Here is a 14,408-nt window from a genome sequence, read left to right on the forward strand (position 1 = left end):
TCCACTCCAGGCACTCGCTTTCCGCGGGCGGTCCAGGGAGCCTCCTCGGCGTTCGCCTGCGGGGTCTCCCTTGGCCACGCTTTTCCCGCAGGAGTCTCGTACCTTACGTTCCAATCAGCTGGAACTTCTTTTTTTAGAGATATTGTAGGAAACTGGCTCTTCTTCTCCAATTCGTCTACAGTCTGGCGGTCCATCAATTTTCCGGCAAAAGGAGTTTCGAATCCTCTCGCCCCGAACCATAATTTTAAACAAGAATAGTTTATCCTTCATGTTTTTTTACAGTACCCCTTAATGGACGGAAGAAATGAGCGACACTCCTGCCGAATAACTGGCTAGCCGAGACCCCACAGGCGCTTGTGCCTGCGGGGGTCTCCCTTGGCCACGCTTTCCCGCAGGAGTCTCGTACCTTACGTTCCAATCAGCTGGAACTTCTTTTTTCAGAGATATTGTAGGGAAACTGGCTCTTCTTCTCCAATTCGTCTACAGTCTGGCGGTTCCATCAATTTTCCGGCAAAAGGAATTTCGAATTGCTCTCGCCCCGAACCATACTCTTAAACAAGACGAGTTTATCCTTCATGTTTTTTTACAGTACCCCTTAATGGATGTAAGAAATGAGCGACATTCTTGCCGAATAACTGGGTAGCCGAGCCCCCGCAGTCAGTCGGCGGAAAGGGAGCGGATTTCCGAAATCAACTGGAATGTAATTTCAAGAAAAGACTGTAGGCTCGGACACATCGATAGGGGATCCTTCATGCTTTTTACAGTAATCCTTAAAGGATGGAAGAAATTTGCGAGACTCCTGCCGAATAACTGGCTAGCCGAGACCCCACAGGCGCTTGTGCCGAGGAGGCTCGGCAGGCAGTCGGCGGAAAGGAAGCGGATTTCTGGAATCAAATGGTATGTCTTTTATTGTGCATATTCTGCAGATAAATGAATATCTATAACTTCTTGGATGGTAGATTACTCCCTTATTGCGGATTCTTTTGAATTACCTTTTTCACTTTTGGAAAAATATGTGCTAAAAGAATGGTTTTTCTTGTAAAAGGAGGAATTTGCTTTTTATTAAAGAAAATATATTAACATGATCTTGTTTATTGACAAGGATTGGGGGTAAATAAAAGTAACGAGATAATTAAATAATCATGAGGGCCGAATTGAGAGTTAAATGAGAATGGCAGCTATGTTTTTTCAATTAGAAAATGTGGTCTTAATGTATTACATAAAAAAATGAAATAGCTATAGTACAGCATGAACAGGAAGTTTTAAAGGATTTTTTCAAATATCAAAAAGGGTATTCATTTTAAAAAAATTAGTGTATAATAAGGAACATGAAATACTTATTTAAAATTATTTCAAATTAGAGTGGTACTTATGAATACTAATAGTAGATTTCCCCTCATAGATCACCGATTCTATATTTAGGGAGTGTGAGTAAGCATGGTAACATTATATACATCACCTAGTTGTACTTCATGCAGAAAAGCAAAAGCATGGTTAGAGGAACATGAGATTGGATATAAAGAAAGAAACATTTTTTCAGAACCGTTAACGATTGATGAGATTAAAGAAATTCTTCGAATGACAGAAGATGGAACCGATGAAATCATTTCAACACGGTCAAAAACTTTCCAAAAGTTAAACGTAAATTTAGAGAGCCTGCCTCTTCAAGAATTATATAAATTGATCAAGGAGAATCCTGGACTGTTGAGACGTCCAATTATCCTTGACGAGAAACGGCTTCAAGTTGGTTATAATGAAGATGAGATAAGACGATTTTTACCACGTAAAGTTCGTACCTTCCAATTACGGGAAGCACAACGTATGGTCAACTAATAAGGTCTTTCAAGCTCTGCCAGGAAATGTGCAGGGCTTTTTCTTTATACATATCCGATTTTCCGCTGATTTTTTTAACTTAATGACGGGGAACATAACAGGATTGATAGGCGACAGCGGTCGTTTCTTAGCTGCAACAGGTCCCTTGAACCGGTCATCATTTCAAGAAAAAATAAGAATGCAGCTCATCATGCCATGTATATAATATGACATTGACGGCAGTAAGAGTGAAATTTAATAAAGCATTATGATAGTTGCATGCGGATGTATTTTTTTATAGAATGAATGGAATATTAGGCAAACAATTGTTTTTTAGATAAGTAATGTTTTTTATTTCCCTTCTTCAAGGTTTTGTCATAAAATGATGTAAAATAGTCTGTTTTAATGACTATCATGATTTACAGTATTCACTTACGGGTAAAGAGCTTTTAAGAGCAATTTTCGCTTGGGGGTTATTATCCCTTCAAAATGAGAAAGGAAGGGAGAGGGGAATCATGGAAATCGAACGCATTAATGACGATACAGTAAAATTTTATATTTCCTATATAGATATTGAGGAAAGAGGCTTTGATCGCGAAGAAATTTGGTACAGCCGCGAGCGAAGTGAGGAACTTTTTTGGGAAATGATGGATGAAGTGCATCAGGAAGAAGAATTCATGATTGAAGGACCTTTATGGATTCAAGTTCAAGCCCTTGAAAAAGGCTTGGAAGTTTTGGTCACAAAAGCCCAGCTTGCCAAAGATGGTCAGAAACTCGAGCTGCCTCTTTCAGATGATAAGTTAAGGGATTTGAATGTATCAGACAAGATGGATACGCTTCTTGATCAACATTTTCATGGTAAAGATGAAGAAAGCGGAATGACATTCGAAGATGGTATGATTGAATTCATCACGACTTTCGAGGATTTCGAAGATGTCATTTCATTAAGCAAACGTCATGGCTTGGATGATTGGACGACTAAACTTTATGTTTATCAGAATAAATATTATCTTTATATCGAATTTTCCGAAGCGGAGATTGATGAGGAAGAAATCGATAATGTTCTAAGTCTTTTATTGGAATATAGCCAGGAGTCGCCTATAACGGTGCACATGCTTGAAGAGTACGGAAAGATAGTTATCGAAAATGATGTATTCACAACGGTCGATAAATATTTCGCATAGACTGTTGAGGCCGATTTCAGTAGAAATCGGCCTTTTCGTCTAAGGGGGGTTTTTTTAGTGTTCCTGTGTTTGTTAATTGGAGGGAGTCTAGGTGAAGAATATAGTTGGCATCGGTCTGCTTATTCTCATGTTGGTCAGCACTTGGCATTTTCTATTAAATGGCGTTGATGGCGGGCTGATTTTTTATTCTAGCCTTATTTTGACCCTTTTCTTGGTGATAATTGGATTCAACATTTTCCTGGAAAATCGAGATCCCATCCAGACCATAACATGGCTTGTTATTTTTTGCGCTTTCCCATTCATCGGTTTCATTTTTTACTTTTTGTTTGGCCGTAATTTTCGGAAAGAAAGGATATTTCGCAAGAAGTACTTTTTGGATAAACAGACTTTCGTGAAAATAAGCGGCGAAGCGGGATATAATGAACGAATTAAGGAAATGGGCGATCACCCACAGCAGTTAATCACTCTTGCAAATAGGCTGGGGAATAGCCCTGTATCATTTACGACCGAAACCAGGGTTTTACGGAATGGTGAGGAGACATTTTCCAATATCATCGAAGAATTAAAAAAAGCAAGACATCATATTCATTTAGAATATTATATTGTTAGGGATGACCGCATTGGCGGACTGTTAAAAGAAATCTTGATACAGAAAGTAAAAGAAGGGGTAAAGGTCCGTTTTCTCTATGATGCGGTTGGTTCCTGGAAGTTAGCTCGATCTTATATCGATGAACTGAAGAATGCGGGAGCCGAAATGGTGGCCTTTGGTCCGTTGCATCTCCCTTTATTAAATAATAAATTCAACTTTCGCAACCATCGTAAAATAATTGTGATAGATGGCTCTGTCGGTTTCACCGGCGGCCTCAATATAGGGGATGAATATTTGGGACAAGACCAGAAATTCGGTTCTTGGCGGGATACGCATCTCATCATAAAGGGGGAAGCGGTCAGGACGTTACAGCTCATATTTCTGCAGGATTGGTATTATAGCACCAACAATAGTTTTTTAAGTGATGAATACCTCATGACCGGAATTCCGAACCATCACGGACATGGCGGAGTTCAATTGATTGGCGGCGGGCCGGATAGTGAATGGACGATCATTAAAAGCATTTTTTTTAAGATGATCGCTTCAGCAGAAAAGTCCGTCTGGATTGCCTCCCCGTATTTCGTTCCTGATGACAATATCTTACAAGCATTGAAGGTGGCTGCTTTAAGTGGTTTGGATGTCAGGCTTCTCGTCCCGAAGAACCCCGATAAACGTATCGTATTTCATGCTTCAAGAACTTATTTTCCCGAATTGCTTGCTTCTGGAGTTCGTATATTTCAATATAATGAAGGCTTCATGCATAGTAAAATCATCATAGTGGATGACCAAATGGCATCAATTGGGACAACCAATATCGATATGAGAAGCTTTCACCTGAATTTCGAAGTCAATGCATTTCTTTACCGGACGGAAAGTGCTCAGCAACTGGTGAATGATTACATGGAAGATATAAAGGTATCCAAGGAAGTGGAGATTGATGAGTTTTCCAAACGTAATTTCGGTTTGAAATTATTGGAGTCCACTTGCCGATTGCTTTCACCCCTTCTTTAGATTGTAACTCTCTTTTATGCCGATCAGGCATTTTTTTTTGCACATTAAAAGGAATCCTAAGCGAACCAGGCGAATGTAGTGGATGAGGAGGAGATGTATGCTAACTGCGATAAATAAAGATGGGACTTGGATTACCCTCCCTGAAAAGATACCGGCAAACATGATTGATTACTGGAGAAAGTCAGCAGATTATTACTGTCCATGCTGCAAGATGGAATTGACCATCAAAGCGGGAAGTGTAAGGGTTCCGCATTTCGCCCATAAAAATAGTTCTTCATGCCGTGCTTCTTCAGAACCGGAATCCGCCTATCATTTAATGGGAAAAAGAAAATTGTTTCAGTGGTTTTTATCACATGGTTATCATGTGGATCTAGAAGCCTACCTTCCCGAAATTAAGAAAAGGACTGATATTTTAGTGAGGATAGGAGGTAATCGTTATGCGATAGAATTTCAATGCTCAGTTATCCCCGAGGCGGAATTCATGGAAAGGTCAAGAGCCTATCAAAGCATAGGCATTAAACCAATCTGGATCCTCGCTGCAAAAAGCTTAAAAAGGAAAAGCTTTTATGAATTCAGTATATCCCGCTTCCAATGGCTCTTCGTCACCGGCAGCTGCCATCATCCGTTTCTTTGGATGTATTGCCCGGAAACTGATCATTTATCAGTATTGAAGAACCTCACTCCTTTTACCCCTAGAACCGTCTTTGCCGAATTGACAACAGCTTCTCTAAAGCTCCTTCCCCCTAGTCGGGCAGTGCCCCAAAACTGCCTTCGTTTCCCTTTTCTGCCTGTATGGAGATATAAACGAAATGGCTGGTCCCTCCATCGAGTGAAAACAGCACGCAGATGCGATCCTGTTTTCGAAGCCCTATATTTACATCATATTTCACCTGCGACACTTCCAATTGAAGTGGGTGTTCCCGTCAGAGGGATGCTGTTGATCGAAACTGCCTCGATCGAATGGCAGGCATGGTTATACATGGATGTGTTTCAAGAGAAAAGAACAGGGGAAAAGATTTATATGGCTGATATTATCCGCATTTTTAGAAAGCGTTCAAAAAAAGGGGAAATTAAGTTCCGACCGTTGCCATTGCTTCATGAAAAAACCATCGAGTATCCTATAGAACAATATATCATGCTTTTGGAGCAATTGGGTTATCTAACAAAGCTGGAAGAAGGGGTTTTTAAAGTTGAAAAGGAATTTACCCTTCCCTTCACCAGTGATCAAGCTCAAATTTTGGAAAAAGATTTCTATGATAAGCATAAATTGATGATGGAAAAGGGGAATATCCAGTATAATCAGTGATAACATCTCAATTTATCTTGAATTCAGATGAAATGGCAGGATTATTTTTGTAAATGGAGAAATAGTAATAAGAACTGGGAATTAAACAAAATGAAGCATTGCAGTTTCAATCCGGTTTAATGAGTTAGCCCAATGGCAAGTTTCTATAGAATGGGGAGGAATTTTTATGGCACAGGAAACAAAAACGAATACATTACCTTCAAGAAGTGAAATAGCTCCTGAAGATACGTGGAGACTGGAAGATATCTTCGCAACCGAGGAAGATTGGGAAGCTGCCTTCAAAGCGGTAAAGGAAGACCTCAAGAAAGCGGAGGCACATAAAGGGACATTGGGAGAAAGCGCAGAAAAGTTATTTGCGGCCCTCCAACTTCAAGATGAGGTTTTCGAGAAGCTAGGGAAAGTTTATTCTTATTCACATATGCGCAATGATCAAGATACAACCAATCCATTTTATCAAGGGATGGAGGATCGGGCAAAAGCTTTATACGCACAGGCAGCGGCTGCGTTTTCATATATGGTTCCTGAACTATTGAGTATTGACGAAAGTAAAGTTGAAGGGTTTTTGGAAGAAAAAGAGGAATTGAAATTATATAAACATTCTTTAGAGGAAATTAATCTTCAGAGACCCCATATCCTATCAGCAGAGCAGGAAGAACTATTGGCGCAGGCATCAGAAGTACTCGATGCATCGGGCAATACTTTCGGTATGCTTAACAATGCAGATCTGAAATTCCCGACCATCAAGGATGAAGAGGGAAATGAAGTGGAAATTACTCACGGAAGGTATATCAGATTTCTTGAGAGTGAAGATCGCCGTGTACGTGAGGAGGCATTTAAAGGGGTATACAGCAAGTATGGGGAGTTCCGTAATACATTTGCTTCAACCCTGTCAGGTGAGGTGAAAAACCACAACTTCAATGCCACGGTTCGAAAATATGATTCAGCACGCCAAGCGGCGTTAAGTAATAATAACATTCCGGAGACCGTTTACGATAATCTCGTTAAAACGGTCAACGACAACTTGCCATTACTGCACCGTTATCTTGATTTACGTAAAAAAGTACTGGAATTAGATGAACTTCATATGTATGATCTATTCACTCCTCTTGTTAAAGAAGTGAAGATGGAAGTGACATATGACGAGGCCAAAGATTATGTCCTTAAAGGTCTTGCTCCGCTAGGGGAGGACTATTTGAACGTTTTGAAAGAGGGATTTCAAAACCGTTGGGTCGATGTGCATGAGAACAAAGGGAAACGAAGCGGTGCCTATTCTTCGGGTACATACGGGACGAACCCTTATATTCTAATGAACTGGCAAAATAACGTCAATAACTTATTCACGCTCGTTCATGAGTTTGGGCATTCGGTCCATAGCTACTATACACGTAAACATCAGCCATATCCATACGGGAATTATTCAATATTTGTAGCGGAAGTTGCATCGACTTGTAATGAAAACCTGTTGAATGATTATTTACTGAATTCGATCGAAGATGAAAAGAAACGCATCTATTTACTGAACCATTACCTGGAAGGTTTCCGTGGCACATTGTTCCGACAAACGATGTTTGCAGAGTTTGAACATACCATTCATTTAAAAGCTCAAAATGGGGAAGCGTTGACGGCGGATATGCTTACTAAGGAATATTATGAGCTGAACAAGAAATACTTTGGCGAGAACGTGACCATTGATGAAGAAATCGGTTTGGAATGGGCTCGTATACCACACTTCTACTATAATTACTATGTTTATCAATATGCAACTGGAATCAGTGCAGCAACAGCATTGAGCAAGCAAATCCTTGAAGAAGGAGAGCCTGCTGTCAAAAGGTATCTGGAGTTCTTGAAATCAGGAAGTTCCGATTATCCGATCGAAGTACTCAAAAAGGCTGGCGTCGATATGACAAAAGCCGAGCCTGTACAAGAAGCCATGAATGTATTCGAAGAAAAATTAAATGAGTTGGAAGAACTTTTGAATAAATAGGATGTGGAAAGGACCCGAACACTTCGGGTCCTTTTCATCTTTATCTGGATGTCCGTCATAATCCTTTAAAACGGTTTCTCTGATTTAAGCTATGAAGAATTATGAACAAAACAAAAAATAAAATAGGGGAGGTAAAATACAGAGGAATGAGGTCCATGATACCGAGTAGCTGGACAAATAGCGACCCTATCAAGAGTATGAGTAGAATAAAGCCTTTCAATTTGGTCACCTCCAACCTGGCAGCAGTAAAAACTCATCTGCTCATTATTAGATAGTATGTTTTAGAATAAGCAGTATTCTAAGAATATGACAATAATGTGAAGTCGCGCACAAAGTTCTTGCAAATAAGGTGTGTAATCTGCTATAGTACAGATATAGAAGTTATCACATCCCAAACATATACCCCTTTGTTTGTTCGTCGTGAAATTTCTCCCATCCCCTTAATCGTATAAATAGGTGAAAACCCCAGCAAATTTCGTGATTTGCCGGGGTTTTTCATGTGCATGAAATATAATGGTACCGGTAGTAATAAAAGTTGAACGTAAGCTGAATTAATAAAAAGAAATGTTTAGTTATTATTGTGATACATTTCACAAATAGACTCAATCCCATACTAAATCAGCTATCAAAACACGTATGGCCTAAAAATTAAAACCGTCTCTTATTTAGCTATATATACCAGAAAGGATAATAAAAGACGAAAAATATATATTGTGAACAATTTGTGAAAAGTTACACATATGGTTGAAACATAAATGGGTTATCTGTTATATTATATATTGTGAAGTGAATCACAAACAAACTTATACCCCTTTGTTTGATCGTGAAAAATTTCTCCCATCCCCTTATTTCTTATAATAAAAAAACCATGCAATCTTTTGATTTGCATGGTTTTTCCTTTTTAATATATAACAAACAAAGAAGCAGTCAAATTCATGACTGCTTCTTTGTGTATCTCCAGAACGTTCCGTATTTAGCAGGAATTTTCTCTGCCAACTGTTTTAAAACAAGCTTTTTCATTTCCAACTCGACGGTATTCTTACTCATATTATAAACCGTTTCAATCTCCTTTGTGGCCACTAGTTTGAAACAGCTAAGAAATTCTTCGAGAGAGGGAGGGGGTGCGGGGGCTGGAAGACCATTCAGCATATCTTCTAAAATTTGAACATATACCTCGTAGGAATAGACACCTGAAACCTTTATTCCCTCTTCTTCAATATTTTGATTGAAAAAGACAAGGGAAGGTATTTCAGTCACTTCCATTTCACTTGTGATTTTCATGTCACATTGAAAGCCTTTGGCTGCACTGGAAGAATTGATGTCATAAAGGAATTCCTCCACATCCAAACCGACCATTTTGGCACATTCGGTCAAGACCTCGATATTGGATATATCCTTTTTACCTATGAATACATATTCTTGAAGCTGCCTTAAAAAGCGAATGGCCAATTTACGGCCCTGCAATTCCGCTGCCTTTATTGCGATGGAAGCTGTATATGGAGAAGAGATTGGGTTTTCAGACCAAAGGCTCCCGTCGCAGGACATTCCCGAGCGGCTGGCTGTCTTTTCCCAAACTTGAGCAAGGTTTTCATAATTTTTATTTTTCCCCATATTAAGAGTATCGATTTTACCGCTTAAAACATGGCGTAAACTGAACAATTGGCCATATTCTATCTGTAATTTCCTAATAATTGGTTCTAAGCCCCAGCACTCGGGACAAAGCGGATCAACAAAAACATAAATTTCAATTGGCTTTTTTCCTATATCATAGCAATGCTGCGTCTTGATCCAATCGGAAATATTGAAAACTGGTTTTTGTGCGCTCAACTGTCTTCTCCTTTCCCGTCAGTTCCGGATGTATTGATCATATGCTGTGCCGTCAAATAGAGGCGGTGATAGAAAAACTCCCTAATCTCACCTTCAAGGCCAACTTCGTCCATGGCTTGATACATGCATGAGAGCCATGCTTTCGCACGTTCTGGTGTGATTTCAAAAGGTATATGTCGAGCCCGCAACATAGGATGGCCATGCTCTTCGGTATATAAAGAGGGACCGCCTAAATATTGAGTCATAAATTGTTTTTGCTTACGGACCGTTTCAGTTAAATCATCAGGGAATATTGGCTGCAGATCCGGGTGTTGACTAACGTTGGAGTAAAACACATCAATTAATTTGTGTAATTGCCCTTCTCCAATTAATTCATATGGTGTAGGGTTCCCTTGCATCATGTTGATTACTCCTTTTAAAGAAAGATGGTTGATATTTATTCATATTTTATCAATGACGTACTGATATAACAAATATATAGCTTAAAGAAAATTTTACATCTGTAGTATGACACAGGGAAATGAACGAAGATGACAGCATTTGAGGAGCTTTACCATTTGATCAGGGTGCGTGGAAGAAGCATATATAGACATGAAAAAACTGACCCATCATAAATAAACAGGGTCAGCTTGCTTTAGCTTGAAAATGTGCCATAAACTTTTTGGACATAGTTCTGAGTTTCTTTAAAAGGAGGGATGCCGTTATATTTATCGACATTTCCTGGCCCGGCATTATAAGCAGCAAGGGCAACCTGAATGTCCCCGTCATAACGTGCCATCATTTGACTTAAATATTTACTCCCGCCCATGATGTTTTGTTCTGGATCGGTTGCATCATCCACCCCAAGGCTTTTTGCAGTTGCTGGCATTAACTGCATAAGGCCTGTTGCACCCGCATAACTGGTGGCTTCAGGGTTGAAGTTCGATTCTTGTTTAATGACAGACTTAATCAGTTTTTCCGGGAGATTATATAAACTTGCCGCCTGGCTGATGATATGATCATAGTTTGTTGCGTTTTCGCTGCTCTGATTGTTAGCGTGGGCAGTGGAAATCGGGTTGATGTTCATGGATGTCAGACCGATGGGTTGAAGAAAGGACTTCTTCGCTTCCGTTTCCACATTGGATAATAAGGAACCCAATGTCTGCGAAGTGCCTTCTAGAGCATCACCCGAAACCAATGCCGAGAGCATGTCCTGGAAAACGGATCGAGATGAATTTGTATTTTTGATGTTGCCGTTCGTGAATTGCTGGATTGCCTGCAATTCCATAAACGTTTTGAAATCTTGGATTTTCAAACTCTCCACCTCCGAATGGGTTCAAACAGGATTATTTTTGGAATTTGGCACGATAAAACCTCTTAACCTTATTTTCGGTTTCCCTTACCGGAATTTGAAGGGTTTCAAGGAGCGTCAGGAAGTTTTTTTTCCCGGCTTTTGCATCCGACACTTCATATTCAAGCTCAAAGTCTTCTTGGTTCAAATACGAACTATGGTCTAAAACGAGCAGGCCCTCTTTGTAAGGAAATTCAAAACGGTCTGTTTGTAGTGTCCCAAAGCAGGTGAAATCTTTTGGATCAATTCCGCACTCGAGGATAAGATGTCGGATCTCGCCATCAGGGAATATGTTATGTTTCAGGAAGCCATATGCGGTTTCTTCAGGAATATCTTGATTCGTTTCCAATAATCCATCTGTAGCGGGCTGTTTTAAAGTCAGCTCGTATCGGCCATTTTTCTCCCTGATCCTAAGTGCAGAGTCTTGCTGTTTCAAAGAGAATCCAAGTGTATCGAAGTAATGGTTTTTCTGTGTTTTAAAGTTCGATGCCCCGACATGAAAGTATTCGATCAGTTGACGAAATTCTTTTTCGCTTAAGAGGTTTTTAAATTCAATTTCAATATGCTGGTTCATGTGTTCCATCCTTTCTCGCTGATTCTTAGGTTAATCATATAAGAACCATTCAAGCTGTCAAATTGAATTCAATAATTTTTTGCTATTGTACTTGAATATTTAGGAATCAATTGCAGGATATGATAAAATATAAACGTTGAGCAGGAGAATTGGTCAATCGTATATATAGAAATTTAATACATATTCTTTGCTAGAGAAAGATTTAATAGAATCCAGTGGTGAATTGGCATAAAGTCATTTGGCTGCTGGGTTTAGGAGAGCGTTCTGCCCATACCAGAGTTGAACAGGCGCTTTTTAGATAGATATAGGTGGTGTGGCAATGGAGAGTTGGGACGATTTCTTGGCGCCTTATACTCAGGCTGTCGAAGAATTGAAGGTTAAGCTAAAGGGTTTAAGGAAACAGTTTGAGAGAGAGAATATTCACTCACCGATCGAATTTGTAACAGGCAGGGTAAAGCCGATTGTCAGCATATTGGATAAGGCGAGCTTAAAGGACATTCCCATTGATAAATTGGGAACTGAGATCCAGGATATTGCAGGGCTGCGCATGATGTGCCAGTTCGTGGATGATATCGAACAGGTGGTTGAACTTTTACGAGGTCGAAATGACTTCGAGATAGTCGAGGAGAGGAATTATATTTCCCATAAAAAAGCTAGCGGCTATCGTTCTTATCATGTTGTAATCCGCTATCCGGTCCAGACGATCCATGGCGAAAAGAATATCCTTGCCGAAATTCAAATCAGGACTCTTGCGATGAATTTTTGGGCGACGATTGAACATTCTTTAAATTATAAATATAAAGGCATTTTCCCGGAAGATATTCAACTGCGACTCAAACGTGCAGCTGAAGCGGCCTTCCTGCTTGATGCAGAGATGTCGCAAATCCGTACGGAAATCCAGGAAGCACAGCGTCTTTTTTCCCGGAAGAAAGATTCTTGAAAAAATAAATGGGTAAACGAGAAGAAATCTAAATAGAAGGTGGGATTACATGAAATTTGCGATTACGTCAAAAGGAGATGCGAAATCGAATACTTTAATGCAAAGGATGCGAACGTATCTTCAGGACTTTCAGTTGGAATATGACGAAGATCAGCCGGATATTGTCATTTCTGTCGGTGGTGATGGCACTTTATTATATGCTTTTCACCGTTATAAGAATCGATTGGATAAAACCGCCTTTGTTGGAGTACATACAGGACATCTTGGGTTTTATGCAGATTGGACCCCTGATGAAATAGAAAAATTGGTGATAGCTTTAGCGAAAACCCCATTTCAAATAGTGGAATATCCACTGCTCGAAACGATTGTCCGTTATCAGCATGGAGGACGGGAAGCCAGATTTTTGGCTTTGAATGAATCGACAGTCAAAAGTGTTGAAGGGACGCTCGTAATGGACGTTGAAATACGCGGCCAGCATTTCGAGACGTTCCGTGGAGATGGTTTATGCATTGCGACGCCATCTGGAAGCACGGCGTATAATAAGGCGCTTGGCGGGGCCATCGTCCATCCATCAATCGATGCCATCCAGATTACCGAATTGGCATCCATTAATAACCGGGTGTTTAGAACGGTAGGATCTCCACTTCTGCTGCCGGCACATCATACATGTATGTTCAGGCCGGTCAATGCGGTCAATTTTCAAATTACGGTCGACCATTTGTCCTTGCTTCAGGAAAATGTAAAGTCGATACAGTGTCGGGTGGCAGATGAAAAGATCCGATTTGCCAGATTCCGCCCTTTTCCTTTCTGGAAAAGAGTGCATGATTCATTTATTGCTAATTAAGGAGATAGACTCACCTCATGTCAAATCAAAACTTTTCTTTGACCTGGTCGGTTTCTGAAGAGGATTCTGGCTCTTTATTGCGAGAGTTTCTCAGCAAATGCGATATTTCAAAACGAGCATTAACGGATATTAAGTTTAAAGGTGGATATATCCGGTTGAACGGCGAAGAAGTAACCGTAAGGGAACGGATTGAAACAGGTGACACCGTCACCGTCATATTCCCGCCGGAGCAGGCAAGCGAAGGCCTTTTACCGGAACCGATCCCCCTGAATGTCAGGTATGAAGATGAGTTTGTATTGGTGGTGGCCAAGCCCCCTTTCATGAATACCATTCCTTCCCGCGAGCATCCCAACGGCAGTCTGGCGAATGGCTTGGCGGGTTATTATAGGAAGACGGGAGTACAGGCGACGATCCATATAGTTACACGTCTTGACCGGGATACATCAGGTCTGGTTTTAATTGCCAAGCACCGGCATATCCATCACCTATTAAGTGAACAGCAAAAATCAGGACAGGTTAAACGGAGATACCAAGCCATAGCTGAGGGGATCGTTGAAGGACCTGTAGGAGAGATAGTGGCGCCAATCGGACGAAAATCGACCAGCATCATCGAACGGGAAGTTAGGGAGGATGGCCGGCATGCCTGTACCCTATTTAAGGTATTGGCACACACAGAGTCCCATACATTCCTTGATTTGGAACTCCAAACAGGGCGTACGCATCAAATCAGGGTCCATATGGCTCATATTGGTCACCCGTTGGCTGGTGATGATTTATATGGAGGGAACAGGAGAGGTATACCTCGCCAAGCCCTGCATTGTTTTGAGCTGAAATTTTTACATCCTTTCACAAAGAAGATGATGTTGTTTCAAGAAGAGTTGCCAGAAGATATGTCCCGTTTGCTCGATGGAAGTAAAGGATGGGATTCCTGATTTTTATAACGGGGCACATTAAAACGAATGATTCAAGATTTTTGTAAAAAATCATAGACGCAAAAAAACTCACCA

Annotated in this window: 12 protein-coding genes; 8 read left to right on the forward strand and 4 right to left on the reverse strand. The window is 40.4% G+C overall.

Annotated elements, in window-relative coordinates; all coding sequences use genetic code 11:
- Positions 1-1,437: 1,437 nt before the first annotated feature.
- The 5 genes from spxA to pepF all read left to right on the forward strand — a co-directional run bounded on the left by spxA (position 1,438) and on the right by pepF (position 7,886).
- On the forward strand, positions 1,438-1,833 hold the full coding sequence (gene spxA / locus AC1DIV_RS25830) for a transcriptional regulator SpxA (protein ID WP_034314502.1): 396 nt from the start codon (positions 1,438-1,440) through the stop codon (positions 1,831-1,833).
- 494 nt (positions 1,834-2,327) lie between these two features.
- The gene (gene mecA / locus AC1DIV_RS25835) at positions 2,328-2,996 is read left to right on the forward strand and encodes an adaptor protein MecA (protein WP_034314498.1); all 669 of its coding nucleotides are present in this window, start codon (positions 2,328-2,330) and stop codon (positions 2,994-2,996) included.
- Between the two features lie 91 nt (positions 2,997-3,087).
- Positions 3,088-4,596 (forward strand): cardiolipin synthase, encoded by a 1,509-nt coding sequence (gene cls / locus AC1DIV_RS25840; protein WP_340875298.1) that lies wholly within the window; start codon positions 3,088-3,090, stop codon positions 4,594-4,596.
- Between the two features lie 97 nt (positions 4,597-4,693).
- Entirely contained in the window at positions 4,694-5,902 is a 1,209-nt protein-coding gene (locus AC1DIV_RS25845; RefSeq protein WP_340875300.1) for a competence protein CoiA, read from the forward strand.
- Positions 5,903-6,068: 166 nt separating this feature from the next.
- Positions 6,069-7,886 carry an oligoendopeptidase F gene (pepF, locus tag AC1DIV_RS25850; protein ID WP_477577689.1) on the forward strand — a complete coding sequence of 606 codons (1,818 nt, stop codon included), beginning with the start codon at positions 6,069-6,071 and terminating at the stop codon, positions 7,884-7,886.
- 933 nt (positions 7,887-8,819) lie between these two features.
- Here the strand turns inward: pepF and AC1DIV_RS25855 are convergent.
- From AC1DIV_RS25855 to AC1DIV_RS25870, 4 genes are all read right to left on the reverse strand, one after another.
- Positions 8,820-9,713 (reverse strand): ClpXP adapter SpxH family protein, encoded by an 894-nt coding sequence (locus tag AC1DIV_RS25855; RefSeq protein WP_053087428.1) that lies wholly within the window; start codon positions 9,711-9,713, stop codon positions 8,820-8,822.
- A complete protein-coding gene (locus tag AC1DIV_RS25860) occupies positions 9,710-10,114 on the reverse strand; it encodes a globin domain-containing protein (RefSeq protein ID WP_053534150.1) in 405 nt (134 codons plus the stop codon). Before AC1DIV_RS25860 ends, AC1DIV_RS25855 begins: the two co-directional genes overlap by 4 nt.
- 233 nt (positions 10,115-10,347) lie before the next feature.
- Positions 10,348-11,016, reverse strand: a complete 669-nt coding sequence (locus AC1DIV_RS25865; RefSeq protein ID WP_445670113.1) for a lytic transglycosylase domain-containing protein — start codon at positions 11,014-11,016, stop codon at positions 10,348-10,350.
- A 22-nt stretch (positions 11,017-11,038) separates the two neighbouring features.
- Positions 11,039-11,617, reverse strand: a complete 579-nt coding sequence (locus AC1DIV_RS25870; protein ID WP_340875304.1) for a CYTH domain-containing protein — start codon at positions 11,615-11,617, stop codon at positions 11,039-11,041.
- 319 nt (positions 11,618-11,936) lie between these two features.
- On the opposite strand from AC1DIV_RS25870, the gene yjbM reads away from it, so the two are divergent.
- Genes yjbM through AC1DIV_RS25885 form a run of 3 tightly spaced genes read left to right on the forward strand, consistent with a single transcriptional unit; the run spans position 11,937 to position 14,333 of the window.
- A complete protein-coding gene (yjbM, locus tag AC1DIV_RS25875) occupies positions 11,937-12,557 on the forward strand; it encodes a GTP diphosphokinase (RefSeq protein ID WP_034314484.1) in 621 nt (206 codons plus the stop codon).
- A 49-nt stretch (positions 12,558-12,606) separates the two neighbouring features.
- Positions 12,607-13,401, forward strand: a complete 795-nt coding sequence (locus AC1DIV_RS25880; RefSeq protein WP_323599626.1) for an NAD kinase — start codon at positions 12,607-12,609, stop codon at positions 13,399-13,401.
- Positions 13,402-13,418: 17 nt separating this feature from the next.
- The gene (locus AC1DIV_RS25885; protein ID WP_063591814.1) at positions 13,419-14,333 is read left to right on the forward strand and encodes an RluA family pseudouridine synthase; all 915 of its coding nucleotides are present in this window, start codon (positions 13,419-13,421) and stop codon (positions 14,331-14,333) included.
- Positions 14,334-14,408 lie beyond the last annotated feature (75 nt).

The sequence above is a fragment of the Peribacillus sp. 05N428 genome (assembly GCF_056397085.1).

Excerpts from the sequence above, each read along its gene's own strand:
- spxA (WP_034314502.1), top strand. The coding sequence starts at position 1,438 with ATGGTAACATTATATACATCACCTAGTTGTACTTCATGCAGAAAAGCA.
- mecA (WP_034314498.1), top strand. The coding sequence starts at position 2,328 with ATGGAAATCGAACGCATTAATGACGATACAGTAAAATTTTATATTTCC.
- AC1DIV_RS25845 (WP_340875300.1), top strand. The coding sequence starts at position 4,694 with ATGCTAACTGCGATAAATAAAGATGGGACTTGGATTACCCTCCCTGAA.
- pepF (WP_477577689.1), top strand. The coding sequence starts at position 6,069 with ATGGCACAGGAAACAAAAACGAATACATTACCTTCAAGAAGTGAAATA.
- AC1DIV_RS25860 (WP_053534150.1), bottom strand. The coding sequence starts at position 10,114 with ATGATGCAAGGGAACCCTACACCATATGAATTAATTGGAGAAGGGCAA.
- AC1DIV_RS25870 (WP_340875304.1), bottom strand. The coding sequence starts at position 11,617 with ATGAACCAGCATATTGAAATTGAATTTAAAAACCTCTTAAGCGAAAAA.
- yjbM (WP_034314484.1), top strand. The coding sequence starts at position 11,937 with ATGGAGAGTTGGGACGATTTCTTGGCGCCTTATACTCAGGCTGTCGAA.
- AC1DIV_RS25880 (WP_323599626.1), top strand. The coding sequence starts at position 12,607 with ATGAAATTTGCGATTACGTCAAAAGGAGATGCGAAATCGAATACTTTA.
- AC1DIV_RS25885 (WP_063591814.1), top strand. The coding sequence starts at position 13,419 with ATGTCAAATCAAAACTTTTCTTTGACCTGGTCGGTTTCTGAAGAGGAT.